The 25,703-nt window shown below is 57.1% G+C and carries 25 protein-coding genes and 1 tRNA gene; 14 read left to right on the forward strand and 12 right to left on the reverse strand.

The window, feature by feature from the left end:
• Window positions 1–2: 2 nt before the first annotated feature.
• The 3 genes from ACP0GE_RS17345 to ACP0GE_RS17355 are packed head-to-tail and all read left to right on the forward strand — an operon-like array spanning window position 3 to window position 1,424.
• Window positions 3–617 (forward strand): RNA polymerase sigma factor, encoded by a 615-nt coding sequence (locus ACP0GE_RS17345; RefSeq protein WP_424833159.1) that lies wholly within the window; start codon window positions 3–5, stop codon window positions 615–617.
• Window positions 604–954 carry a hypothetical protein gene (locus ACP0GE_RS17350; protein ID WP_424833160.1) on the forward strand — a complete coding sequence of 117 codons (351 nt, stop codon included), beginning with the start codon at window positions 604–606 and terminating at the stop codon, window positions 952–954. Before ACP0GE_RS17345 ends, ACP0GE_RS17350 begins: the two co-directional genes overlap by 14 nt.
• Window positions 951–1,424: a periplasmic heavy metal sensor gene (locus ACP0GE_RS17355; RefSeq protein WP_424833161.1), complete on the forward strand. Its 474-nt coding sequence runs from the start codon at window positions 951–953 to the stop codon at window positions 1,422–1,424. The genes ACP0GE_RS17350 and ACP0GE_RS17355 overlap by 4 nt, the downstream gene beginning before the upstream one ends.
• 6 nt (window positions 1,425–1,430) lie before the next feature.
• Here ACP0GE_RS17355 and ACP0GE_RS17360 read toward each other — a convergent pair whose 3' ends face one another.
• Window positions 1,431–2,831: a diguanylate cyclase gene (locus tag ACP0GE_RS17360; RefSeq protein WP_424833162.1), complete on the reverse strand. Its 1,401-nt coding sequence runs from the start codon at window positions 2,829–2,831 to the stop codon at window positions 1,431–1,433.
• A gap of 89 nt (window positions 2,832–2,920) precedes the next feature.
• Between ACP0GE_RS17360 and ACP0GE_RS17365 the strand changes: the two genes are divergently transcribed.
• The 5 genes from ACP0GE_RS17365 to ACP0GE_RS17385 all read left to right on the forward strand — a co-directional run bounded on the left by ACP0GE_RS17365 (window position 2,921) and on the right by ACP0GE_RS17385 (window position 7,250).
• Window positions 2,921–3,205, forward strand: coding sequence for a DUF3572 domain-containing protein (locus tag ACP0GE_RS17365; protein ID WP_424833163.1), 285 nt, complete (start codon window positions 2,921–2,923; stop codon window positions 3,203–3,205).
• Between the two features lie 19 nt (window positions 3,206–3,224).
• A complete protein-coding gene (locus ACP0GE_RS17370; RefSeq protein WP_424833164.1) occupies window positions 3,225–3,917 on the forward strand; it encodes an HAD family hydrolase in 693 nt (230 codons plus the stop codon).
• 120 nt (window positions 3,918–4,037) lie between these two features.
• The gene (locus ACP0GE_RS17375) at window positions 4,038–5,597 is read left to right on the forward strand and encodes a trimethylamine methyltransferase family protein (RefSeq protein WP_424833165.1); all 1,560 of its coding nucleotides are present in this window, start codon (window positions 4,038–4,040) and stop codon (window positions 5,595–5,597) included.
• 76 nt (window positions 5,598–5,673) lie between these two features.
• Window positions 5,674–6,261: a heme NO-binding domain-containing protein gene (locus ACP0GE_RS17380; RefSeq protein ID WP_424833166.1), complete on the forward strand. Its 588-nt coding sequence runs from the start codon at window positions 5,674–5,676 to the stop codon at window positions 6,259–6,261.
• Entirely contained in the window at window positions 6,258–7,250 is a 993-nt protein-coding gene (locus tag ACP0GE_RS17385) for a diguanylate cyclase domain-containing protein (RefSeq protein ID WP_424833167.1), read from the forward strand. Before ACP0GE_RS17380 ends, ACP0GE_RS17385 begins: the two co-directional genes overlap by 4 nt.
• 20 nt (window positions 7,251–7,270) lie before the next feature.
• Here the strand turns inward: ACP0GE_RS17385 and ACP0GE_RS17390 are convergent, their stop codons facing one another.
• The 8 genes from ACP0GE_RS17390 to ACP0GE_RS17425 all read right to left on the reverse strand — a co-directional run bounded on the left by ACP0GE_RS17390 (window position 7,271) and on the right by ACP0GE_RS17425 (window position 14,859).
• The gene (locus ACP0GE_RS17390; RefSeq protein ID WP_424833168.1) at window positions 7,271–7,966 is read right to left on the reverse strand and encodes a CbiX/SirB N-terminal domain-containing protein; all 696 of its coding nucleotides are present in this window, start codon (window positions 7,964–7,966) and stop codon (window positions 7,271–7,273) included.
• A 77-nt stretch (window positions 7,967–8,043) separates the two neighbouring features.
• Entirely contained in the window at window positions 8,044–8,976 is a 933-nt protein-coding gene (locus ACP0GE_RS17395; RefSeq protein ID WP_424833169.1) for an AEC family transporter, read from the reverse strand.
• A gap of 54 nt (window positions 8,977–9,030) precedes the next feature.
• Entirely contained in the window at window positions 9,031–9,828 is a 798-nt protein-coding gene (locus tag ACP0GE_RS17400) for an MBL fold metallo-hydrolase (RefSeq protein WP_424833170.1), read from the reverse strand.
• Complete coding sequence (locus ACP0GE_RS17405; RefSeq protein ID WP_424833171.1) at window positions 9,825–10,631, reverse strand: TatD family hydrolase; 807 nt, start codon at window positions 10,629–10,631, stop codon at window positions 9,825–9,827. The genes ACP0GE_RS17400 and ACP0GE_RS17405 overlap by 4 nt, the downstream gene beginning before the upstream one ends.
• On the reverse strand, window positions 10,628–11,749 hold the full coding sequence (locus ACP0GE_RS17410) for a DNA polymerase III subunit delta' (protein WP_424833172.1): 1,122 nt from the start codon (window positions 11,747–11,749) through the stop codon (window positions 10,628–10,630). Before ACP0GE_RS17410 ends, ACP0GE_RS17405 begins: the two co-directional genes overlap by 4 nt.
• The gene (gene tmk, locus ACP0GE_RS17415; protein WP_424833173.1) at window positions 11,742–12,383 is read right to left on the reverse strand and encodes a dTMP kinase; all 642 of its coding nucleotides are present in this window, start codon (window positions 12,381–12,383) and stop codon (window positions 11,742–11,744) included. The genes ACP0GE_RS17410 and tmk overlap by 8 nt, the downstream gene beginning before the upstream one ends.
• A complete protein-coding gene (locus ACP0GE_RS17420; protein ID WP_424833174.1) occupies window positions 12,380–13,546 on the reverse strand; it encodes a D-alanyl-D-alanine carboxypeptidase family protein in 1,167 nt (388 codons plus the stop codon). The genes tmk and ACP0GE_RS17420 overlap by 4 nt, the downstream gene beginning before the upstream one ends.
• A gap of 17 nt (window positions 13,547–13,563) precedes the next feature.
• Window positions 13,564–14,859, reverse strand: a complete 1,296-nt coding sequence (locus ACP0GE_RS17425; RefSeq protein WP_424833175.1) for an SPOR domain-containing protein — start codon at window positions 14,857–14,859, stop codon at window positions 13,564–13,566.
• A gap of 204 nt (window positions 14,860–15,063) precedes the next feature.
• On the opposite strand from ACP0GE_RS17425, the gene ACP0GE_RS17430 reads away from it, so the two are divergent.
• Window positions 15,064–15,153 (forward strand) — tRNA-Ser (locus ACP0GE_RS17430).
• Between the two features lie 393 nt (window positions 15,154–15,546).
• On the opposite strand, the gene ACP0GE_RS17435 is transcribed toward ACP0GE_RS17430, so the two are convergent.
• Entirely contained in the window at window positions 15,547–16,869 is a 1,323-nt protein-coding gene (locus tag ACP0GE_RS17435) for a GH1 family beta-glucosidase (protein WP_424833176.1), read from the reverse strand.
• Window positions 16,870–16,871: 2 nt separating this feature from the next.
• Window positions 16,872–17,903, reverse strand: a complete 1,032-nt coding sequence (locus tag ACP0GE_RS17440) for a LacI family DNA-binding transcriptional regulator (protein ID WP_424833177.1) — start codon at window positions 17,901–17,903, stop codon at window positions 16,872–16,874.
• Between the two features lie 211 nt (window positions 17,904–18,114).
• Here ACP0GE_RS17440 and ACP0GE_RS17445 point away from each other — a divergent pair, with 211 nt between their 5' ends.
• The 5 genes from ACP0GE_RS17445 to ACP0GE_RS17465 all read left to right on the forward strand — a co-directional run bounded on the left by ACP0GE_RS17445 (window position 18,115) and on the right by ACP0GE_RS17465 (window position 24,365).
• A complete protein-coding gene (locus tag ACP0GE_RS17445) occupies window positions 18,115–19,383 on the forward strand; it encodes an ABC transporter substrate-binding protein (RefSeq protein ID WP_424833178.1) in 1,269 nt (422 codons plus the stop codon).
• A gap of 65 nt (window positions 19,384–19,448) precedes the next feature.
• Entirely contained in the window at window positions 19,449–20,456 is a 1,008-nt protein-coding gene (locus tag ACP0GE_RS17450) for a carbohydrate ABC transporter permease (protein ID WP_424833179.1), read from the forward strand.
• Window positions 20,457–20,459: 3 nt separating this feature from the next.
• Complete coding sequence (locus tag ACP0GE_RS17455; protein ID WP_424833180.1) at window positions 20,460–21,608, forward strand: carbohydrate ABC transporter permease; 1,149 nt, start codon at window positions 20,460–20,462, stop codon at window positions 21,606–21,608.
• Between the two features lie 9 nt (window positions 21,609–21,617).
• A complete protein-coding gene (locus ACP0GE_RS17460; RefSeq protein WP_424833181.1) occupies window positions 21,618–23,273 on the forward strand; it encodes an alpha-glucosidase in 1,656 nt (551 codons plus the stop codon).
• 3 nt (window positions 23,274–23,276) lie between these two features.
• Window positions 23,277–24,365, forward strand: coding sequence for an ABC transporter ATP-binding protein (locus ACP0GE_RS17465; RefSeq protein WP_424833182.1), 1,089 nt, complete (start codon window positions 23,277–23,279; stop codon window positions 24,363–24,365).
• A gap of 290 nt (window positions 24,366–24,655) precedes the next feature.
• Here the strand turns inward: ACP0GE_RS17465 and ACP0GE_RS17470 are convergent, their stop codons facing one another.
• The gene (locus ACP0GE_RS17470; RefSeq protein WP_424833183.1) at window positions 24,656–25,588 is read right to left on the reverse strand and encodes a response regulator; all 933 of its coding nucleotides are present in this window, start codon (window positions 25,586–25,588) and stop codon (window positions 24,656–24,658) included.
• Between the last annotated feature and the right edge of the window lie 115 nt (window positions 25,589–25,703).

Raw genomic sequence — 25,703 nt, forward strand, 5'->3', positions numbered from 1 at the left:
GGATGGAGGATCTGACCTCCTGTCCGGACGGTGCGCGCGGTGTGTCGATCACCGCGCGCGAGCCCAGCGACGATGTGTTGCTGGGCCGGTTTGCTGATGGTGATGCCTTGGCGGCCCGATTGTTGACGGATCGCCTGGGGCCGCGCAGCTATTCCGTTGCGCTGCGGATGCTGGGCAACAGGGCCGAGGCAGAGGACATCACGCAAGAAGCGATGATGCGCCTGTGGCAGATGGCGCCGGACTGGGTTTCAGGACAGGCGCAGGTCTCGACCTGGCTTTACCGTGTGACGCTGAACCTGTGTGTGGATTTGCGGCGCAAAAAGCGGCCCGGGCGGCTTGAGGATGCGCCGGAAGTGGCGGATGACAGCGGCAGCGCTGCCGACCAGATGCAAGATGCGGCGCGAAAAGATGCGTTGCAGGCCGCGCTGGGGCAATTGCCGGAACGGCAGCGGCAGGCAGTGGTGCTTCGGCATATCGAGGAATTGTCCAACCCGGAAATCGCCGAGGTCATGGATATTTCGGTCGAAGCCGTAGAAAGTCTGACCGCAAGGGGGAAACGTGCCTTGGCCGCGATACTGGCGGGGCGCCGAGATGAACTGGGGTATGAAAATGGCTGAACAGGATCAGGGTCTTGATCAATTATTCGCCCGAGCCCGGGATGAACGACCGGCGCTGCCCGATGCTTTGGCAGTTCGGATCGAAACCGATGCCGAGGCCGTGCGCCTCAGCCGACTGACGCGACCGTCCCGACCTTTGTGGCAGCGGGCGTTTGACGGTATCGGAGGTTGGACCGGGTTCGGCGGTTTGGTGGCGGCCAGTGCGGCAGGGGTTTGGATCGGGTTTTCAGCCCCGGCCTTTCTGCCGGACCCTGCGGATTTCCTGTTGTCGCAGGAAACCACCTATCTGGTGGCTGATCTGAACGTGGATGTGGATTATCTGGAGGATTCGGAATGAGTGATGCTCCGGCCCCCAAGCGCAGGTGGATGCCTGTTCTGCTGGTAATTTCTCTGGCCGTCAATCTGTTGGTTGCCGGCATGATTCTGGGCACGGCCTTGCGGTTCAAGGATGGCGATCGCGCCAGAATCCCTCCGGGATTTGGCCCGGCGCTGTATCACGCCTTGCCCAAATCAGATCAAAAGGCACTGCGTGGCGAGCTGTCTGCGATGCGCAGCAAGGGATCACTCCGCCGGGGTGAGGATTTCGGTGCCCTTAGCGTTGCGCTAAGATCGGTGCCTTTCGATCCGAACGCTGTTGTTCTGTTGCTCGAACAGCAGGCGGCAACGACTGCAGAGTTGCAGGAAGCCTTGCATTTGGAATGGCTGGCCCGTGTTGCAGAGATGAGCGATGAAGAACGCGCGGCGTACGCGGACCGGTTGGAAGATGTGGTCAAGCGCGGGCCGCATCGAAAGAAAAAGGATCGATAAGTCGGCTCAGGCCGCGCTTTGGCGGATATGCACCTGATTGCGACCCGCCTGTTTTGCGGCATAAAGCGCTTTGTCGGCGGATCGGATCAACCAATCAATAGGATCCACGCTGTCCTGTTGCGCCAATTCGGGCGGTTCACATAGTTTCAGTCCTATGCTGACAGTGACCGGGATCAGGGTCGGTTGATCCGGCAGTTTGAAGGGGCGGCTGCAGATGCTGTCGCAAATGATGTCGGCCTGCTGTAACGCCTTTTCCGCTGAGGTGTTTGGCATGACGATCATGAACTCCTCGCCACCAAGGCGAGCGACGAATCCCGCATCTCCAAGGGTGGTTTGCAGCCGATTGGCGACCTCGGTCAGAACGATATCGCCGCCGACATGGCCATACTGATCATTGATCGATTTGAAATGGTCCAGATCCGCAAGCATGATCGCGAATCGCTGACCCGACTGAAGCGACCGATTGGCGATCTGGTTGATCGCCCGCATGGCGTAACGGCGGTTGAACAGACCGGTCAGCGAGTCAGTCAGGGATTCGGCCAGCCCGTTGCGAATGGATGTGCGCAGCCGGTCATCACGTGTTTTGCGCGCGATCAACGTCTCCAGCCGCAATGCGATCTCATCCGTGTTGAAGCCGCCCGGACAGATTGCGTCTGCACCGCGATCCAACGCTTCGGCCGCCAGGGTGGCGTTGTCGTTTTGCGTAATGCCGATCAGAACCGTGTGGCGCGTCGCCCCGCGTGAGCGCAAATCGGCCAGGATATTCAACCCGGCGCCATCATTGCCCAACTCGACAAGGATGGCGTCCGGTTTTACTCCGGACAGCACGCTGCTCAGGTTTGGCAACAGGTGAGTGGAAATCCGGTGCCGTGTTTGCGCCTGCAGCGCGCGACGCCAGCGGGTGCCGGAACTGGTGGTGCGGGTCAGGATGGCGATCCGGGCGGCTGAAGGCGGCGCGATCGGAGAAACTGCGGGTTCCGAGAACCCGACCGATTGCGCATCGCCCTTTAGCCGCATGTCCTGCCGGTCGGCCCGGACGCGCAGCAGGCTGCGAACACGCGCGAGCAGCAAGGTGTCCTTGAAGGGGTGTGCAAGGACATCGTCCATCCCTTCGGCCAGTGCCTGCAACCGGGCGGCCTTGTCGTTTTGCGGCACGATTGCCACAATCGGTACATCCGCAAACATGGGATCATTCGCCAGCAGCTTCTTAACATCTGCGGCGGTTCCATCCGGCAGACTGCGCGCGGTCAACACCAGATCGGGCCGCGTGCGGCGCAGCAACGCCGCCAGGCCTGCGACTTTTTCGCCCTGCACGATCTGATACCACGCAGCGGTCAACTGAACCTTGAGCATGATTCGATTGGTCGAAACCCCGTCGAGGACAAGTATCGTTCCTTGCACGGACATAGCCATTCACCGTTAGATTGCGCGTGTTGCCAAAGTGTTTATGACTCTGGTTAACAAACCCTTTCCGTGTCCCGATCTGAGGCCTTTTTATGCCAATTTCCGCTGACTCTGCCGAAACTCTGGCCCTGAATGTACTGAACTGGCTGGTTGGAAACGATGAATTGCTTCCGGTTTTTCAGGGCGCTACGGGCGTTTCCGTTCAGGACTTGAGGGACCGGGCTGGAGAGGCCGAGTTTCTGACCTCGGTTCTTGATTTTCTTGTGCTGGACGATTCGTGGGTGATTGCGTTTTGTGATGCCAATTCGGTGCCTTACGAATTGCCGGGTCAGGCCCGTGCTGTTATGGCAGGGGAAACGGATATGCACTGGACCTAACCAGCAGGAGTTCCCGGCCATGCCCATTGATGCCCTCTTGTTCGATAAGGACGGCACGCTTTTTGATTTTGCGGCAACCTGGGGCAGTTTCGGGCGGGCCATTCTGATGACTCTGGCCGATGGTGACGAGGATCGCGCGGTCAAGCTGGGAACGGTTATCGGTTTCGATCTGGCCGAGGGACGGTATGAGGTCGACAGCGTCGTTATCGCCCAGACCGTGGACGAGATTGCGGATGTTCTGCTGCCTCATCTGCCGGAATACACGCATGTGCAGATCGTCGAAGTTATGAACGACGCTTCGGCAGCGTCGCAACAGGTTCCGGCCGTCCCGCTGACGGCGTTTCTGGACGGCCTGCGTGCGGCGGGTCTGAAACTTGGTGTCGCCACGAATGACGCAGAAGTACCTGCGCTCGAACATCTGGATTCGGTTGGTGTACGCGGTCATTTCGACTTTGTCGCGGGTTATGACAGCGGTCATGGGGCCAAGCCGGGGCCGGGTCAATTACTGGCCTTTGCCAGGCACGTGGGCATCGATCCGGCACGCATCGCAATGGTCGGCGACAGCAGCCACGATCTGGAAGCGGGCCGTGCGGCTGGGATGGTGACAATCGGTGTTCTGACCGGTCTAGCAGAAGAAGATGCATTGGCACCTTTGGCCGATGTTGTCCTGCCGGATATCGGACATATCCCCGGCTGGCTGTCTTCGCGTTAAAGGATCGCAGCATAATATCGCCGCATTGCGTTAAAAAAACGACAAAGCGTGTCGCAGACAGAGCGGCCAGTTGTCTGTCTTCGGGGCTTCCTAATAGGACAACAGCACCCGGAGGACGCAATGGCTGAGACAAGGACAGCCCGACGCCGCAGTGGCGGACGCGCAGGCGCGGCAGAGCGGCGTGGCAGCGATGTAATCGATCAGATGCCTTGGGACCCGCCGGTTAACATCGATCGGCCAACCGAACCGCTAACGCCCGAGGGCGTCGAGGCCATCCACGATGGTGCGATGCGAATTCTCGAAGAAATCGGCGTCGAGTTTTACAATGAAGAGGCCAAGGGGATCCTGCGCGAGGCCGGTTGCAACGTTGATGGTGACAATGTGCGTATGGGCCGCGACTTCGTGATGGAGATGGTGGCCAAGGCACCTTCCTCTTTCACTCTCACTCCGCGAAATCCGGATCGTGCGATCACAGTCGGCGGTCGTAATCTGTTGTTCGGAAACGTGTCTTCCCCACCGAACTACTGGGATATGGAGATCGGGAAGAAAGTGCCGGGCACGCGGCGCATGTGCCAGGATCTGCTGAAGTTGACGCAGTATTTCAACTGTGTCCACTTTGCGGGCGGTTACCCGGTCGAGCCGGTCGATTTGCATGCCAGTACACGCCACCTCGATGTGCTTTATGACAAGCTGACTCTGACCGATAAAGTCATGCATGCCTACTCGCTGGGTAAAGAGCGGGTGGAGGACGTGATTGAGATGGTTCGTATTGCAGGCGGGTTGAGCCATGATGAGTTCGACGCAGAACCGCGCATGTATACGAACATCAACTCGACCTCGCCGCTCAAACACGATCATCCCATGATCGACGGCTGTCTCAGACTGGCGCGGCGTGGCCAGGCGATTGTGGTCACACCCTTTACCCTGGCAGGCGCAATGGCGCCGGTGACGATGGCGGGGGCCGTCGCGCAATCGCTGGCCGAGGCCCTATGTGCCATTGCTTTGTTCCAATATGTCCGCCCCGGAATTCCCTGTGTCATTGGAACCTTCACGTCAAATGTGGACATGAAATCGGGCGCACCGGCGTTTGGCACACCGGAATACATGCGCTCGACCCAGATGACAGGGCAAATGGCCCGCTTTTATGGGTTGCCTATGCGGTCTTCAGGAGTATGCGCCGCAAACGTACCGGATGGGCAATCGGTCTGGGAGACTTCGAATTCACTGTGGGCGGCGGTGCAATCAGGGACGCATATGGTTTATCATGCTGCCGGATGGCTTGAGGGCGGCCTGATTGCCAGCCCCGAGAAATTCATCATGGATTGCGAAATCCTGCAGCAAATTCAACGTTATATGGATCCCGAACTGACGGCTACCGGCCCCGACGAAATCGCCTTGGATGCGATCCGGGCGGTTGGCAATGACGGGCACTTCTTTGGAATCCAGCACACGCAGGATCGCTATACCACCGCATTTTATCAGCCCTTCCTGAGCGACTGGAAAAACTACGAAGGGTGGGAGGCCGCAGGTGGCATTTGGACACCTGAGCGCGCGCATCGCATGTTCAAGGAAATTGTCGGCAATTTTCAGGCACCGCCCATCGATGAAGCTACCCGCGAGGAGCTTTCAGACTTTGTTGCCCGTCGCAAAGCCGAAGGCGGCGCGCCTACCGATTTCTAGCGCCCGCGTATTCAAATTCGGGGTTTGTTAAACTTTCTGCGATCAAATCCGATGGTGAGCCAACCAGGGGCGATCCATGCATGGACTGATCAACAGGGCGATACAATCTTTTGTATGCGCCACATATGGGCACCCCTGTTGGCTGCGGGTGACCGAGGCGGCAGGTGTCGGCTTTACGGAATTCGAGGCAATGCTTGTCTATGAGTCCGATACAACTTTTCGCATATTGGATGCACTTTGTGCCGACCTGAATCGCCCCAAGGCCGAGTTTCTTGAAGATTTGGGTACCTATCTGGTTTCCCATCCCACCATGGAAGACCTCCGCCGCCTGCTGCGATTTGGTGGGGTGACCTATGTCGAGTTTCTGCACTCATTGGACGATCTGGCTGATCGAGTAAGACTGGCGGTTTCGGACCTGGATCTGCCCGCGCTGGAACTGACGGAAAGTGCACCGTCAGAGTATAAGTTGGAGTGTTTCCCGGGGCTTCCGGGTTACTCCAGCGTCATGACCGGGGTTTTGCGCGCCATGGCAGACGACTACGGGGCACTGGTCATGCTTTCCAATGATGACGGCGAGGGTGATCTTGAGGTCATTTCGATCACTTTGGTGGAAAGTGCATTTGCCGCTGGACGACGGTTTGAGTTGGGAGCGCGGAAGCTGTGATGGGAACTGCGGATCTGGCTGCGTTGCTGGAAACACTTTGTCCTATGTTTGCGCTGGTTGACGAAACCGGTCGGATCACCCGGGTCGGACCCACACTGCAAAAGCTGCGGCCGGATCAGCCCATGGAGGGTCAGGATTTTCTGACGCTGTTTGAGCTGCTGCGTCCGCGCATGGTGACTACTATTCCGGCGTTGATGGCAACGGCAGGGGGCAGGCTGCGGCTCAGGTTTCGGGATAACCCCCGAACCGCACTTAAGGGTCTGATCGCCCCTTTGCCAAATGGCGAGGGGGCCGTGATCAACCTGTCTTTTGGTATCTCAATTCTGGATGCGGTGCGCGACTATGCGCTGACCAGCGCCGATTTCTCGGGCACCGATCTGGCGATTGAATTGCTCTATCTGGTCGAGGCCAAATCTGCCGCGATGGAGGCATCACGCTCGCTGAATCTGCGACTTCAAGGTGCGATGCTTGCAGCCGAGGAGCAAGCCTATACCGACACACTGACCGGCCTGAAGAACCGGCGTGCGATGGATCACATTATGTCTCATCTGCTGTCTGCTAAGTCCCGATTTGCGTTGATGCATCTGGATCTGGACTTCTTCAAATCGGTCAATGACAGGCTGGGTCACGCGGCGGGCGATCAAGTTCTACAGCATGCGTCTCGGATCATGCTAGAGGAAACCCGCAATGACGATACGGTCGCACGAGTCGGAGGAGATGAATTTGTATTGATTTTCAAAGGCCTTCTGGACCGTGAAAAACTCAGCAACATAGCAGGTCGACTGATCGGAAAACTCAGCGCGCCAATGAGTTTTGACGGTGATACATGTTCCGTTTCTGCCAGCATCGGTATCGCGTTATCTACTGAGTTCGAAAACCCGCTGGCGTCAGAGATCATTCATGCGGCTGACTTGGCGCTTTATTCGGCTAAAAGGAATGGGCGCTCTCGCCATTGTCTCTATTCAGAACTTTCCGAAGCCGGCCAGTAAGGCGCGTAAGATCCTAATGGTCATGGACACAACGCGCGTGTCAGCCTGTCTGCGATTTGCTTCTGGATCGGCGGCAGTTCTCCAATCACAGAAGTTACCGCACCTGAAAACCCTGCATGCGCCAGCTCAGAGGGGACGTCCTCGAGAACATGACCGCCGGTGCAGGCAAAAAATGGCAAACAGATTGCCATGTGGCCCGAGCCTGATGCCGCTTCGGAAATTGAGGGGGGCTGTTCGACAAATCCCACGCGTATGGTGTTGAATTGCAGGAGTTTCCCGAGATTGGTGGAGAAATCCAACGTGACCTTGGCAGGGTTGGGGCTGCGGCCTGATCCATGTGCAGCGATGACCAGATCAGTCTCCTCCACCGGCCAACCACGATCTGATAGCGTTTCGTGCAAAGCCGCCGCCGCTAATTCTGGCAGGTCGGGGTCAATGCCCAGAGGGTCCAGAATTCGGACAGCGCGCGATCCGACTCTTTTCGGCAGGGCACTGGTCACAAACCAACCCCGCGCCATGAAAAGAGGATAGATTGCGGTGCCGTCAGGCAATGCGTCGAGACAGGTCTCCAACGCCCCAGGCGCGGCAAGAGTCGCCGAGTGAACCGATACCGCTGGTGCCAAAGCGCCAACGTTTTGGGCAAACGCCGCCAGGCTGGCCTCAGCTGGTTCGGGGTCTGATGGTTGACCATGGGCAACGATGACGGCGTGGGGCATGCGTGTAAGCTCCGGGTGGTGTGTCTGCGAAAGATGTCGCGCTGTCGGGCAGAGTCAATGCAGTCCAGTCAGGATTGTTACCCCAGCAGGGTTAGCCACATCCACACTGTCAGGATTGATGCGGCGGTTCCAATCAAAACAGAGGACGCTGCAACGCGTTTGGCCCGCCCGTACATGTTTGCAAAAATATATGCGTTGAAGCCGGGCGCCATTGCGGCCGTCAGGACCCCGGATCGGAACAGGTCCTGTGGCAGCGCTGCACTGACCCCCATCAGCCAAACAAGGCTGGGGTGTAACAGAAGCGCAATGCAACACACGAAAATTATCGCGCGTAAATCGCCCTCGGGCCGGTACTTGACCAGAACGCCGCCCAGGGCAAACAGGGCGCCGGGCAGGGCGGCCCGGGTTATCAGGCCAAGTGCCTCATCGACAACCGCGGGGATGGCGATCCCGGTGAGGTTCACGGCAAAACCAAGGGCGATCCCCAGAATCAACGCATTCTTGAACATTGCCGTCAGTACGGCCCGCAGCATGCGCCCGCCGCTGTGACCCCGGTTGCGGATGACCTCCATCACCGTAATGCCCAGCCCATAGCAAAAAGGAGAGTGGATGGCGATAATCGCATAGTTTCCGGTCAGGCTGTCTGGCCCAAAAGCGCGTTCGGTGATTGGCAGGCCAAGCAACACAGAGTTGGAAAAAAGGCAACAGAAGCCGATAGCTACGCAGTCTTCCCACTCGCGGTGAAAGATCATACGTGCCCCTAAGATTCCCGCAGCAAAGCACAGCCCTGCAGCCGCGTAGAAACTTATCAGCAGACCGGGGTCGAAACTGGCGCTTAAGTCCAGATGCGAGATTGCTAGAAACAGCAGACAGGGAATTGCGAAACCCTGGGTGAACTTCATCAGACCTTCAATATGGGTCTCAGTCAGGTATCCGGATCGGGTCGTAGCATAGCCTGCTCCGATGACAAGGAATACGGGCAGGATGACATTGATCAGGCTTTGCAACATGTCGATACCCCCTTTGTGGTCACTGGGGATATGCCGCGCTTACAGAACAGAGCCTTACAGTGCCTGCCGGATCACAAGGCCGTCAAAGGCCGGAGTAATGTGATCAGGTGTTTCCAAGGCGACCGTGTCATAGTCCAGATCGATATGCATATTGGTCAACACCGCCTTTTGAGGGCGCAGGGTCTCGATCCATTCCAAAGTCTTGTCCAGATGCGCGTGGGTAGGGTGCGGTTTGCGGCGTAAGGCGTCGATGACCAGCATGTCGAGGCCAGAAAGATCGGTCCAGGCCTGATCATAGAGGTCAGAGACATCTGGAAGATAAGCCAGTTTGCCCATCCGGAACCCAAGGGCATCGATTGAACCGTGTTTTACTTTGACCGGTTGAAATGGGATCGGACCGCCGGGCCCATCTATCTGAAACGGCCCATCCAGTGTCTTAAGGTCCAGAATCGGTGGGTAAGGAGAGCCTTCGGGTTGAACGAACGCGTAGCCAAACCGCGCCAGCAGAGCGTTCTGCGTGTCGCCATCGGCCCAGACCGGAACGCGGGTTTTCATGTTGAAGACGATCATACGAAGATCGTCGATGCCATTGGTGTGATCCGCGTGGGCATGGGTGTAGACAACGCCATCCAGCCGCCCGGTGCCGGTATCCAGCAACTGGCCGCGCATGTCGGGGGAGGTGTCGATCAGAACCGCCGTGGTGCCATCCGGCCCATCCCTCTCTACCAGCATAGAGCAGCGACGGCGGATGTTCTTCGGGTTATTCGGGTCACACTCTCCCCAATGCCCGCCCAGCCGGGGCACGCCACCGGAAGAGCCGCAGCCCAGGATGGTACACCGAATCTCGTTCATGCAGCCGCCTTATAAAGGGCGGCCTTGGCAAATAGCCGGTCGAAATTGGCCTGCGTCTGGGCGGCAAATTCGGCGTAGTCGAGCCCGAAAACTTCGGCGCCCTTGCGCGCGGTGTGGGCGGTGTATGCGGGTTCATTGCGTTTACCGCGATGCGGGGGCGGGGCCAGATATGGCGCGTCGGTTTCCACCAGAATGCGGTCAACCGGGGCGGCGGCGAAGATATCACGCAGTTCCTGACTTTTCGGGAAAGCGGTGATGCCGGACATCGAGAGATAGAATCCAAGATCGAGCGCTGCGCGGGCCAGTTCGGCAGAGGAGGAAAAGCAATGCATGACACAGGAGTAGGGCGCATTGCGGTGCTCGTCGGTCAAAATGCGAGCCATGTCGTCATCCGCCGCGCGCGCATGGATGATGAGCGGAAGGCCAGTGCGTTGGGCAGCCGCGATATGGACACGCAGCGACTGCTTTTGCACCTCAGCGCTGTCGGCTGTGTAGTGATAGTCCAGACCCGATTCACCAATGCCGACGAATTTTGGATGCTGCGACAGCCCGACCAGTTCGTCGACGGTTGCCATCGGCTCGTCAGCCGCGCTCATTGGGTGAGTCCCGGCGGCGTAGAAGACCGGCGCATGTGCCTCGGCAATGGCGCGGACGGCGGGTTCGTTGCGCAGGCGCGTGCAGATGGTCACCATGCGGGTCACCCCGGCCTCAGCCGCGTTGGCGATGATCTGATCCAACTGGCCTTGGAAATCCGGGAAGTCCAGATGGCAATGGCTGTCGGTGATTTCTGGGGTGGCGTTCATCTGCTCTGACCGGCGGTTTCCTGTATCTTGAACACCGTATCTAGGACCAGAGCGGCAGGGTCAAGGTTCACTGCCTGACCATGACGCGCGCGGGCTGTGATCGTGGCCGCAACCTCGGCCCAGGCCCGCGCCTGATGCGGGGTAGCCGAGAGGCGTGCCAGTATTTCGGCCTCGCCCGGGGCAGCCTCGGGTGTGGGCGGGGCACCTGTTGCACCCATCAGTGCCAACCGCGACAGGGCGATATCGATCAGGGTCAACAGCAATTCGAACCGTTCAGCGGCACCGCGCTGGGCGGCGGCCTCGGCCAGTGCAAGCGCACGTTGGCGGTTCATGCGGGGCAGGGTGCCCAGAATGGCGATCAGTTCCGCGTAGATCTCAAGCCCGCCTAGGTTGATCAGTCGCACAGCGTCGCCGACAGACCCGGCCGCCAAGGCGGTCAGGTGGTCGGCGCGGTCCGGCATTGCCGCACCGGTTTGTGCTAAAGCCGCCTGCATGTCCTCTTCCCCCAGCGGTGCCAGCCGTAAGGTCCGGCAGCGAGACCGGATCGTTGGCAACAGGCGTGAGGGTTGGTGCGAGATCAGCAGCAAGGTCGTGCGCGCGGGCGGCTCCTCCAGCATTTTCAGAAGGGCATTCGCGGCGCTGACATTCATCTCGTCCGCAGAATCCACAATCACCACGCGACGCCCGCCATCGGACGAGGACAGACCAAAGAACTTGCCCAGCTTGCGGATGTCATCCACCACAATCTCGTTTCGCAGACGCCCCTGATCGTTCACCGATCGTGTGATTGCGGCCAACCCGGGTTCGGCCCCTGCCAGAATGCGATGCGCGACCGGGTGATCAGGATCGATATCCAGAGTTTCAGGCGCGGGTGGCGCACCAAACAAACCGCCATCATCCGAAGGCGTTGTGGCCAACAAAAACCGGGCAATGTGCCAAGCCAAGGTGGCCTTGCCCACGCCGCGTGGGCCGGTCAGCAGCCATCCGTGATGCAGCCGGTCCGAGTTGTATGCGGTCAGAAATGCCTGCTCAGCCGCGCTCTGCCCGACCAATGTTCGGGTTTCGCGTGGGTGAGGGGCGCCGGGGGCTTGATCCGGGGTCGGTGTCTCGTCACTCATGAACTGTCTGTTGCAAGGCTTCGGTGACGATTTGTGTCACATCTTGCGAGACGCTGTCCATGTCTCGATTGCCGTCAACGATACGGAATCGGTCGGAAAACTCGTCAGCCAGCGCCAGAAACCCGGCGCGCATTTGCTGTTGCAGGGCAGGGCCGAAATCTTCGAACCGTTCTTCGGCGCCCTGACGCCCCTTGGCACGGGACAGGCCGGTCGCGGGGTCCATGTCAATCAGCAACGTCATATCCGGTTCGCGCCCGATCATGAGGTTGTGCAACCGATCAACTAGCCCTCGTAAATTACCGCGCGACAGGCCTTGATACATGCGCGTGCTGTCGGCAAAGCGATCGCAGATCACGATTTTGCCTTCGGCCAGCGCCGGTTCTATCGTGCGTTCCAGGTGATCTCGGCGCGCGGCTGTGAACAACAGAATTTCTGTCTCGGCGGACCAGCGATCAGGGTCCCCCTGCAGCACAAGGTTACGGATTTCCTCGGCGCCCGGCGATCCGCCGGGTTCGCGTGTCAGGACCACCTGATGACCGGACGCCCGCAGATGTTCGGCCAGCAGGCGCGCCTGCGTGGATTTTCCCGAACCATCAATGCCTTCAAAGGTCAGAAACACCCCGGTCTGAGTCACATCGACTCCAGCGGGTTGTTGATAAAGTCTTTCATTACGATGCCACCAACGGTCATCATGCGCACGACAAACCCGCCCAGCGGGACGTCCTGCGCCGCAACCAACGGGCGCCGGATTTCCGGAAGGCCTTCGGGTTTGATAACCAGTTCAGCCACCTGCTGTCCCTTGCGGATCGGTGCGTTTACGGGGCCGTCATAGACCACTTCGGCATCAATATCCTTGTCGTTCAGAACCGGGAACAGCAGTGTCAGATCCTCTTGTGGAACAAGACCAACCGTCTTTTGCGCACCCATCCAAACCTTGGCTTCGGCTATCGGTTCGTCCGCGTTGGCAACTGTCCTCTCGACAAAATTTCGAAACGACCAGTTAACCACGGCCTCAGCCTCCTCTGCCCGGGTGCCGGTGCTGTCTAAACCGGTGAGCACGAAGATTACCCGACGGTCGCCCTGTTTGGCAGAACCGACGAGACCATAGCCAGCCTCCTGAGTATGGCCGGTTTTAAGTCCGTCAGCGCCTATTCCCAAGTTAAGCAACGGGTTTCGATTGCGTTTGTTCGAAGGTGCGCGGCCGTCGAATTCAAACTCTTCTTCGGCAAACAGCGGGTAGTATTCCGGGAAATCCGAGATCAAGCGATTGGCCAGAACCGCCAGATCATGCACGGACATCATATGGCCCGCTGCAGGCCATCCGTTCGAGTTGGCAAAGTTCGAATTGTCCATTCCGATTTGCTTGCCACGCTGAGTCATGTAGCGGGCAAATCCAGCTTCGGTTCCATCCGGGCTCAGCGCCTCGGCGATGACCACACAGGCGTCATTACCGGATAGAACGATGATGCCGCGCAGCAGGTCTTCGACAGTGGGGCGGTCCTGTGTGTTCAGGAACATGGTCGAACCACCATAACTCATGGCATGTTCTGACACCGGCAGCGTTTCATTCAGCGTCAATCGCCCGTCGCGCAAGGCTTCAAACGCGACATAGAGCGTCATGAGTTTGGACATCGAAGCAGGGGGTAAAGGCTGATCTGCCTCTTTCGACAACAGGACCGTGCCGGTCTTCTGATCCATGACATAAGCAGCCCGCGCCGTAGTGTCGAAGGCGTAGGCAGGTAGAGTCAGCAGGGTCAGCCCAATGGCCAGTGTACTTGATCGCAGAGCGGACAGCATCGTAGTCCTCCTGTTTCTCAGTTGCCCGTGGTGAACGCGTCTGTGAAACCCAGGTCTTTCACATCAGACAGGATTGCCTTGCGTTCCGCGCGCGTGGTGGCCGGACCGACCAGTACGCGCCAGATTGTTTTGTCTTCTGATTGCAGTTCACGCACATCTGCAGCCATGCCGTTGCGCCGGATCTTCTGAGCGGCACTGTTTGCATTGGCTTGAACGCTGAATGTACCGACCTGCACATAGGGCTTGCTGAGCGCGGGCGTCGCCGCCGTGCCTGCCGCTGCGGTTGTGGTAACTGGCGTCGGTTCTGCGGCTTCGATCGCGGCGGCTGCGCCCTCGATCGGATCCAATGGCGTTTCGGTGATTTCGTCGGGATCTTTCTTTTGCCACCACTTCCGCTTTGCCGGTTTTTCCTCGGGCGGAGTAATCTCGGGATCAGACAGCGATGCTGTTGCGGCGGTTTCGTCTGCTGTTTCTGTCACCGTTGCCGCTGCGGCCGCTTCGGCTGCGGGTGCTTCGGCAACGTCATCGGTTTTCTTCTGCCACCACTTCCGTTTGGCGGGCTTGTCTTCGGTTGCGACTTCATCAACGGCGTCAGCAGCAACCGAAGCCGTGTCATCTGCTGCAGACGCCGCTACCGCAGCCCCGGCGGCGGCACCTGCCGCTACAGTTCCGGCCTCTTCAGCCGGTTTTTTCTGCCACCATTTCCGCTTGGCAGGCTTTTCTTCTGTGTCCGACGTATCGGCAGTTGTTGCTTCGGCATCGACGGATGCGACTTCGGTATCGGTATCCGTTGTTTCCGGTGCGTCCTCAGGCGTCTTCTCCTCAGGAGGTGGCGCGATCTCTTCGCGACGCAAGGCGACAACCTCAATCCGGGTCGGGGACCCGGCCAGCATCCCAAGCTCTTGTGCAGCCAGAGACGACACCTGCAAGGCGGGGCCTGGCAAGTTACCGTCACGTCGGAACAAGGCACCGGTAATAGATTTGTTGTTCGAGGTGTTCTTGATCAGCACACGCTCGGGCTGTGTAACATCAGGGTGGGCTACCCAGATACCACCCAGCGAAGGTCGCCCGTCCCAAAGGCCGGCTTCGGTAACCTGAAAAACCTCGGGGGCTTCAACGTCGTTTTGAGTACCCGACCCGTTGGACGGGAATAACTCAAGTGTCTCCGTCGCCTCATCGGTCTCAGGAGCTTCTTCGATTACCTTGCCGTCTGCGAGGTTAAAACCTTCTTCGCATGCTGCCAAAGCAGTCATGATGGCTGTCAGTGCAATAAGCCGATGCGGCCCAAAGCGTTTGCCAGTCGCTCGATTCATTTCGATATCCCTTGCCTGAAGGGGCCGTTCTGGCCGAGCCCCACCGCTTGTTCGCCGGATCTTTTGCCCGGTCATTTACGGTCTTTCGAAAGGATCATAACGTGACCGCTCTGTCATGGGAAGACTTGCGGTTGTGCTTCGGCAAGATTTCCCTCTTTATGTCTTGCCTCTGGTCGCATCTGCGCATAGACCCTGCCGTCAAGCGGGGAGGTGGCAGAGTGGTCGAATGCGGCGGTCTTGAAAACCGTTGAACGTGAGAGCGTTCCCAGGGTTCGAATCCCTGTCTCCCCGCCACTCTTAATTTTCTTACTTCAATGGTGTTTCCACCTGGAATTGTGTCACAATTCCCGCTTGCCGTTGTGCCCGTTGGTAGTCAGAGATGCGCTGGGCACCTGTTCTGGGCGCAATTCAAGTCTTAAGTCCACCTGGGTATGAGAAGTTTGCAAAAGTTCATGGCCGTTCATTCCTTGGTTAATAGCCACTTTATGCAGAAAAGGGCCGTACCATCCGGGATACCTTTAAGCTGATATGGTCCACCACTCTTGCCGAGCGACACGAACTGGGTACGGCGCAAATGGATAACTTTGCTGTATTAAATAACTTTGGTTCGATTTTGTCTGACAGCTATTGAATGCCTGTATGGCTAAGGTTGAGCTGATTTAAGCGGGGTTTGGTCACTCGTGACCGTCAATCGGCGGTGCTGGCCGTGGCCAGCATTTCCTTCCAGGCGAAGTAAGACGCTTTTGGGGTCCGCTTCATAGAATCGAAATCTACGTCAACCAGACCGAAGCGTTTTTCATACCCCAAGGCCCATTCGTAGTTGTCCAGCAGGGACCAGACAAAGTAGCCCTTGACCGGAACACCTTCGCCAAGGGCAACCTGAACTGCTGATAAGTGCTGATCCAAATAGTCGATACGGTCATCGTCCTGTTGGCGTTCAGCGGTGGCCATGCCGTTTTCCGTCACGTAAATCGGCAAGTCACCGGTGTATTCGCGTGCTGTTCGGATCAGGAACCTGCTCAGGGCTGCTGGGTCGATTTCCCAACCCATTTGGGTCTTGGGCAAGGGGCCTGGAATTTCGACCAAACTGGGCCAGGCGGTGTCTGAGGGAGAGATTAGCTTGCGGGTGTAGTAATTCAATCCACACCAGTCGACAGGAGCGCCAATGATATCGAAATCGTCCTGCCAGCCGGGCGGAAGATAGGGTTCTAACCCCTCTAGAACATTCTGAGGATAGGCCTTCTTGAATACCCCACCCAGAAAGAACCGGTTGTAGATGCTGTCATACAAGGCGGCGGCCTTCTGTGCTTCGGGGCTGTTATCAGCGGGTTCGGCCCATTCCAGATTGAACACTCCGCCAATATTAGACATGCCCAACCCGCGCATCGTCTGAATTGCTTGACCATGAGCCAACAGAACGTGATGCATAGCGCGCGCGGTGGCCCGTATGTCCCTCAGGCCGGGGGCATGGTGCCCTTCGAAATGGCTTAGCCAACTGACACACCACGGTTCATTGATCGGGGCGACGCTGAACATCCGGTCACCGATCCGGCCCATGACGACCTCGGTGAAATCGGCGAACCAGCCAGCGATATCCCTGTTACGCCAACCGCCCAGATCCGCCAGAGGTGACGGCAGTTCCCAATGATAGAGCGTCGCGCAAGGGCGGATACCCCGCTCCAACAGCGCATCAGCGAGGCGGTCGTAATAGTCCAGGCCCGCTTGATTAACCGGTCCGCGCCCCTCGGGCATCACTCGTGCCCAACTGGTCGAGAAGCGGTAGCAATCAAACCCTGCGTCGCGCACAAGATCGAGATCCTGCTCGTACCGGTTTAGGTGATCGCAAGCCAGATCGCCATTTTCTCCCCGCACCACATTCCCGGGTGTGGCAGCAAACGTATCCCAATGTGTCGAACCGGCACCGCCTTGGGCGTGACCTTCGATTTGGTAGGCAGAGGTGGCAACTCCAAAGAGGAAATCCCTGGGAAAATCGCTGCGCGCATATTTCATCTTCAGAATCCTTTGGGTGCTGGACCGGTTGATTTTCCGACAACCAGTTCCGCCTCAAGCAACCTGGTTTTGACCGGGTCATCAGGTGATTTGATCCGCTCGATCAGCATCTCGGCGGCCAGCTCTCCTGCATGTCGAACAGATGATCGCGTCGCCGTGAAAATGGGCACATCCTGCCCGTTTTTCAGATAGGAAAGATCATCGTCATGCGCGATAACCGACACATCCTGACCTATCTTCAGCCCCGCTTCGTCCAGCGCCCGCCGCACACCGATAGCCGAAATCATCGACGACGCCAGAATGGCGGATGGCGGATTGTCCAACTGCAGCATGTCGCGAGTTTCATGATGGCCGTAGACCTCGGTCATCTCGGCGCTGCGCATCAGTTGTGGATCCGGCGTCAAGTTGGCTTGTTTCAGTGCTTGCAAGTAGCCGGTCCGACGGCGTTGCGCAAAGTCCATGTCTTCAAGCCCGTTTATCAAAGCAATCCGGCGGTGGCCCAAATCGATCAGGAACTGTGTCGCACGTAGGAACGAGCTTTTGTTGTTTACGTCAATCCAGTCATATTCCACATCCACCCCAGTTGAGCGTCCGTGCACGATGAAAGGCACGCCCATTCGGGTTAACAGATCGATACGACGCTCGTTAACCTTGGGACCCTGCAAAACGACGCCATCTACCGCTCCGCGCTGAAACAGGCTGCGATAGGCTCCTTCGATCGAGGTGTCATCCGCGGTGGTGAACATCATGTCATAGCCATTCGCAGAGTATGTTCGCGCAGCGCCAGCTACGAAGTCGCCGAAGATCGGGTTCACCATCTCGTGCTGGGAAGAGCTGGGAATCACATGTCCGATCACCATAGATTTGCCTGTCGCCAGACCTTTGGCGCGGCTGTTTGGGCGGTAACCATGCTTGGCCGCAGCCGCCTGAACGCGCACCCGGGTCTCCTCGTTCACCTCAGGATAGCCGTTCAGCGCGCGGCTGACCGTTGTCTGCGAAAGACCGAGAATCTCAGAAAGTTGCTTTAGGTTCATTGCATTCAAAGCGCCTTCAAATTCGTCCCTACTTGTTTTGTTGTGATTTTCAGATTCCGTCAACCCGTTTTGGGTAATAGATGAAAATAGGCAGTTTTTAAGGGTGGGAAACGACATGTTGACAGAATCTTATTGTCAGCAGATAAAGTGAAGCATCCAAAGCGCTTTGAATATGACTCGAGGTGCACCGATATTACTGGGAGGAGATTTCATGAAACACGCGCTTTACGCAGGTGCGGCCACATTTGCCTTGATGGCGGGAACGGCTGAGGCTGATAAGGTGACCGTGTTCGGGCCATGGCTGGGCCCGGACCAAGAGAACGTCGAGGCAGTGCTGGATGGCTTTGCAGCCGCTACCGGACACGAATATGCGTATGTCGGTTCAGATAGCTTCGAGCAGCAGATCAGGATTGATGCAGAGGCAGGTTCGGCGCCGAACGTGGCCGTTTTCCCTCAGCCTGGTTTGGCAGCGGACATGGCCCAGTCGGGTTTTCTGACCCCGTTGGGCGATGGCACTGCTGATTGGATTCGTGACAACTATGCGGCGGGTCAATCCTGGGTCGACTTGGGAACCTTTTCGGGTCCTGAAGGACAAGATCACCTCTATGGATTCTTCTACAAGGTCGATGTGAAATCGCTGGTTTGGTATGTGCCTGAGAATTTCGAGGATGCAGGTTACGAAGTTCCGACCACAATGGAAGAACTGAAGGCTTTGACCGATCAGATCGTCGCGGACGGAGAGACACCGTGGTGTATCGGTCTGGGGTCTGGTGGCGCGACCGGTTGGCCAGCGACCGATTGGGTCGAAGATATGATGCTGCGCACTCAGTCACCCGAGGACTATGACGCTTGGGTGTCTAACGAAATGAAGTTCAATGATCCGAAAGTGGTTGCTGCTATCGAAGAATTTGGCGCGTTTGCACGCAATGACGACTACGTTGCCGGTGGGGCAGGTACAGTCGCGACGACCGATTTCCGTGACAGCCCTAAGGGCATGTTCAGTTCGCCCCCGCAATGTTACATGCACCGTCAGGCGTCGTTCATCCCGGCATTCTTTCCCGAGGGCACGGTTGTCGGTGAAGATGCCGATTTCTTCTACTTCCCAGCATATGAAAGCAAGGATCTCGGCAGTCCGGTACTTGGCGCCGGTACGCTTTGGGCGATCACCAATGACAGCCCGGCTGCACATGATCTGATCGCCTATCTGCAGACCCCCGAAGCGCATGAGACATGGATGGCATTGACCGGCTTCCTAACACCACACAAAGGTGTTGATACATCCGTGTTCTCGGACCCGACGCTTAAGAAGATGAACGATATTCTTCTGGGTGCGACCACTTTCCGGTTTGACGGCTCGGACCTGATGCCGGGCGGAGTAGGGGCCGGTACGTTTTGGACCGGCATGGTTGACTACGCTGGCGGAAAGCCGGCACAGGAAGTCGCCGACGAAATCCAATCCTCGTGGGATGCGCTGAAATAATCGCATCTGAGGCCGGGCGGCCTGTATAGAAGGTCGCCCTTTTCACTTTCGCAACGGAGATCGTGATGCATCCGGCACTTCAGGGCCTGCTGACCATCGCCATAGGCGTGTCGGGCTGTGTGGGCTATTTCTATCTGTCCAATCAGTTTCTGGACAAGGTTCTGTTTCCTGCGCGGGGGCCCAACGCAGGTCGAAACATCAACCGCGCGAACATGATCCGGCCGTGGTTGTTTTTGCTTCCGGCGCTTGCGGCGATTGGCCTGTACCTGGCCTATCCGGTGGTTGAGACGTTGCGGCTGTCTCTCACTGAACGTGTACCCGGAGGCGGGTACCGGTGGGTCGGTTTCGACAACTACGTGCAGATGGCAGCAGAACCAAAATTCTGGGAAGCCATGCGCAACAATATGTTCTGGTTAATCGTGGTTCCGGCGATGTCCACGGCTTTTGGCCTTTTGGCTGCTCAGCTAACCGACCGCATTCGTTGGGGGAATATTGCAAAAGCCCTGATCTTCATGCCGATGGCGATTTCTTTCGTCGGGGCTTCGGTCATCTGGAAGCTGATCTACGATGCGCGCCCTGCCGAGCAAGACCAGATCGGGATTCTGAATGCGCTATATATCTTCTTTGGTGGGGCCGAGCCCCAAACCTGGCTGACTATTCCTTTCTGGAACAATTTCTTCCTTATGGGGATACTGATCTGGATTCAGACCGGTTTTGCCATGGTAATCCTGTCAGCCGCTTTGCGGGGCATCCCCGAAGAAACTGTTGAGGCCGCGGTTTTGGATGGCGCCAACCCCTTCCAGATATTCTTCAAAATCAAGGTGCCTCAAATCTGGAGCACAATTCTGGTTGTTTGGACAACGATCACCATTCTGGTCCTGAAAGTCTTCGACATTGTTTTCGCGATGACCAACGGACAGTGGGAGACACAGGTTCTGGCCAACTACATGTACGACAAGATGTTCCGCGCCAATGATTGGGGGGTGGGTTCGGCATCGGCCATGGTGATCATGTTGCTGGTGACGCCGATCCTGGTCTGGAACATCCGCAACGCACGCCGGGAAATGGAGTAGGGGATGAGCGAGATTGCAGGAACCAAACCCGCCCTTAGATGGATTGTCCAAGCCTCGGTCATTTTTCTTGTGGTGCTTTGGATAGTGCCAACGCTGGGGCTTTTGATTTCATCGTTCCGCACGGCCGATCAGATCGCGACCAGCGGCTGGTGGAAGTCTCTTTTCCCGTCCGAGCAAAACCTGACTTTGCGCACGGCTGCGCCTGATACGCAAATTCAGGAAAATGGGATGTACGTGATTGAAGGGCAACTGATTGACGAAGGGCAGAAAGCCACGATTTCAAAATGGGGTGTCAATTCCCGTGCGGTCGACGCGTTTGAGCCTGGTCAGATAGCGGAATTGCGCCGTGGCGGAACCATCACAGTTGATGCTAACGGCAATTACAGGGCGGAAAATGCGGAAGAATTCACCGGCAGCCGCGGCCCGCGCGTTTTTGTGACTGCAGAGCTTCCACCCGAGTTCACGCTGGACAACTACCATAAGGTCCTTTTGGCCGAAGATAGCACCGACAGTATGGGCCGGGCGTTCTTCAACACGCTGACAGTGACCATTCCTGCCACGATCATTCCAATTCTAGTTGCAGCTTTTGCGGCTTATGCGTTGGCTTGGATGGAGTTCCCGGGTCGCGCCTTGCTGATTGCAGCGGTTGTCGGTCTTCTGGTTGTGCCGCTACAATTGGCACTTATTCCCTTGCTGAAGTTTCATCTCAACATCGGGATCGGCAAAGGGTACTTAGGTGTTTGGTTGGCTCACACCGGCTTTGGACTGCCGCTGGCGATCTACCTTCTTCGCAGTTATATGGCCGGTCTTCCACGCGATTTGATCGAAAACGCACGGGTCGACGGGGCGTCTGAGTTCCAGATCTTTGTCAAACTGATCTTACCGCTCAGCTTCCCGGCGCTTGCGTCATTCGCGATCCTTCAATTCCTGTGGACATGGAACGATCTTCTGGTGGCTAAAGTCTTCCTGATCGACGCGTCGGGTCAAACTACCGTTATGACCAATCAGATTGTGGAGCTGTTGGGGACAAGAGGCGGCAACTGGGAAATCCTCGCCACTGCAGCATTTGTTTCGATCATCGTTCCGCTGATTGTTTTCTTCGCAATGCAAAAATATCTGGTCCGAGGTCTGTTGGCCGGATCCGTCAAATAGAGGCGTCTGATGAACGTGCAGAACATTGTAGAACTTTCCAAAGCAACCAAAGCAGCGTCAGAATGGTGGCGCGGTGGCGTGATCTATCAGATCTACCCGCGCAGCTTTCAAGACAGCAATGATGATGGAATCGGTGATCTGAAAGGGATCACTCAGCGACTGGATTACATCGCTGATCTGGGGGTCGACGCGATATGGATTTCACCCTTCTTCAAGTCTCCAATGAAGGATTTTGGTTACGATGTCAGTGATTACCGTGACGTTGATCCAATGTTCGGCTCGCTTGAAGACTTTCGCGTGTTGCTGGATCAGGCCCATGCCAAGGGTTTGAAAGTGATGATTGATTTGGTGCTGTCGCACTCATCCGACCAGCATCCATGGTTTGCCGAAAGCCGCACCAGCAGGGACAATCCGAAGTGTGATTGGTATGTCTGGGCTGATCCGAAACCGGACGGCACACCACCCAATAACTGGCTGTCGATTTTTGGCGGATCGGCATGGCAGTGGGAGCCGCGCCGCCTGCAGTATTACCTCCACAACTTTCTGACTTCGCAGCCGGACCTAAACTTCCACAACATAGCTGTGCAAGATGCTTTGCTGGATGTGGCCAGGTTTTGGCTTGAGATGGGCGTGGATGGGTTCCGCCTGGACACGATCAACTTCTATTTCCACGACAAACAGCTTCGCGACAATCCGGCGCTTCCGATGGAGGAACGCAATGCCTCGATCGCGCCAGCAGTGAACCCATACAATCATCAGGACCACCTATATTCCAAAAGTCAGCCCGAGAATATTGCCTTCCTCGAACGACTTCGGGCGCTGACTGACGAATATGAAAGTTGCGCCTGTCTGGGAGAGGTCGGTGACGCGCAGCGCGGGCTCGAGATCATGGGTGAGTACACCTCAGGCGATCGGCGGATGCATATGTGCTATGCTTTCGAGTTCCTGGAGAAACGACCTTTGACGGCGCCTTATGCAAAGCAGGTCTTTGATCAGCTTGAGGAAAAGGCAGGCGACGCCTGGCCGTGCTGGGCGTTTTCGAACCATGATGTGCAGCGTCACGCATCGCGTTGGCAGTTGGGCGATGACGCCATTCGCCAGCACGCGGTTCTGATGATGTGCCTGCGCGGTTCTGCCTGTCTTTATCAAGGAGAGGAACTCGGCCTGCACGAGGTGGATGTTCCGTTTGAAAGGCTGCAAGACCCCTACGGCATCGAGTTCTGGCCCGAGTTCAAAGGCCGCGACGGCTGTCGAACGCCGATGGTCTGGGTGGCGCAAGACGAACAGTCAGGATTCACCACGGGTGAGCCGTGGCTGCCGATCAGTGCGGCTCAGGCGGAACAAGCAGTCGACCGGCTGGAAGCGGACGACCAATCGATGTTGCACCACTATCGCCGTGCCATCGCGCTGCGTCGAGCGCATCCGGCGTTAGCCTCGGGGGCTCAGTCCGATATGACTCAGATCGGCCCGGTCCTGACCTTCCGGCGCGAAAGCGCATCTGAAACGGTGTTTTGTGCATTTAACCTTGGGGCGGACTCAAAGCAGATCCATTTGCCCAAGGGCGACTGGCGGATCATAGGGCGGGATCTCGGCGGAGCCGATGGAGCGGAAAATGTGATGCTGCATCCGGCGCAATTTTGTCTGATGGCTATGGACAAGGGGTAAACCATGTCAGAACTCAAACTAACGGATGTGGCGAAATCCTATGGTCCGGTCGATGTCCTAAAGCACATCGATCTGGATATCGAAAAGGGCGAACTGATCGTCTTCGTCGGCCCATCAGGTTGCGGCAAATCTACATTGCTACGGATGATTGCCGGGCTGGAAAAGATCACCGGCGGCACACTGGAGATCGAAGGGCAGGTCATGAATGATGTGCCACCCGCCCAGCGGGGCATTGCAATGGTGTTTCAGTCCTATGCGCTCTACCCACATTTGACCGTGCGCGAGAACATGGCATTTGCACTCAAGATCGCCAAGATGCCTGCCGCCGAAATCGATGCCGCCGTCGAACGTGCCGCGCAAACCCTTCAGCTGGATCCGCTCCTTGACCGTTTGCCCAAGGCCTTGTCCGGCGGCCAGCGCCAGCGTGTCGCCATCGGGCGCGCCATCGTGCGAGACCCTAAAGTCTATTTGTTCGACGAACCGCTCTCGAACCTTGATGCCGCGCTGCGTGTTGCCACCCGGATCGAAATTGCACGCCTGAAAGAGGCGATGCCCGAAAGCACAATGATCTACGTGACCCACGATCAGGTTGAGGCGATGACTTTGGCCAGCCGGATCGTCGTTCTAGCAAACAAGGGCGTTGCACAGGTTGGTACTCCGCTGGAGCTTTACGAAACGCCGGACAATGAGTTTGTGGCGCAGTTCATCGGCTCGCCATCTATGAATCTGCTGCCGGGCCAAATTTTCAAAACCGGGGAACTGACAGAGGTTACGCTTGATTCAGGCGGAACGGCTGTTTCAACTATCCCAACCAGCCCAGAACAAATGGGTTTACAGGTCAATATTGGCGTCCGACCTGAGGATTTCTTCGCTGACGACGCCTCGGGCTTTCTGGATAGTAATGTTGATTTTGTTGAGGCATTGGGTGAAGTAACCTTGTTGTATTTTGCAAGTAGGCCCGGTGCTGAGAACATTGTCGCGAAGTTTCCCGGTGTTGAACGAAACTTGCGTGGGCGAACCGTAAAACTGAATGCGGACCCGGGCAAAGTGCATTTGTTTCACAATGGCCAGTCGATACGGAAAAAACGATAGAGCCGTTAACATTCCAAGGAATGGAGCCTGCCGAGAACCGGCTCTGGCAGATGCGAAGTTGCTCGACCAGAGCGAACACCTGCGTCACAGGACGGCTTTTCCGGCGTGGCTTGGATAGGGTCGATTTTGTCCGGCGTTACACAACCTAAATCCGGAAAAATAGCCCGATCACAATGACGTCGCGCGTCCCATCGGCCTCGTTTCTCATCGGGTCTCACGGGCTGGCAACAGGCCGCTGGCAAGGCCAGCGACCGAAGCTGTCAGGAATGAAAGCTGTCGGAGAAGCCCAGTTAACCGAACTTGGCCATTGGGCTGATATTTGTCTCTGCCAGTTCGACCGCTTTGTCGATCAGGAACAGGGCCTCCATCTTCGTGCCAGCCTCCAGAACGACGTCTTCGCCAACCTGATACGCGAACAACTCGTTCGACTGATCGGCATCGGCCGGAGTTTCCGACAGCAGGCTTTCCAGCATCTGGGCGTTCTTGCCTTTGTTCACATCGTGAATAAGGAGGAAGACACCATTGCCCCAATAGGTTGCGAAGTTGCGCCCTTCCTGCGTTGCTGCAAGCAGCGATGCACCGGCGGAATTCATGATCTCGCGGAAATCACCGGGAGAGTTCGAGTTATAAAACTGCTCGACCTCTGCGACTTTAATGGCGACAATTTTTGCAGTGCCAGAATGCATGGTCGAAAGCTGGATTACGTAGTTCTCGAACTCCGCCAACCCGATGCAGCCATTCAAGTTTCCGAAATACAGCGGATCACTCAGGTGGAAGTCGGAATTGACCTCGGAATCGGTCCACGCATAGGCGTCGGCCTCCAGAACTTCAATCGCGGCGCGGCGTTCGGCCGCCAGGCGATAGGCATCCTGAAGACGTTGTTTTAGGTCATCGAATTCGAAGGGCTTGGTCACATAATCTGTGGCACCAACCTCGAACGCTTCGTCGATGTATTGCTTCTGGACCATGGCGGTTACCATGATGATCGGAGTGAAGCGATACCCCGGAAGCGCCCGCGCTTCTTCACACAAGGCAATACCGTTCATTTCCGGCATTTGCACATCCAGAAGCAGACAATCAAAGGCTTCATTCGGCTCGGACAGAATTTCCAGCGCCTCACGACCGCTGCGCGCGGTTACGACATCTTCGTAGCCGAACGTCGCCAGGACGCATGTCAGCAGTTCCAGGATGCTAGGATCGTCGTCGACAGCAAGTATACGCATAACTATTCACCAACTTTTTTCACCAAACCAACCTTTGGGCAATGCAGACTTGAGGCAAAGGTCAGCCGGTGTTTGCAACTCTTAGTACGGCACCAATCTGTCTGGCAAAAACGGC

This window comes from Ruegeria sp. (assembly GCF_965243365.1).
Lineage (GTDB): Bacteria > Pseudomonadota > Alphaproteobacteria > Rhodobacterales > Rhodobacteraceae > Ruegeria.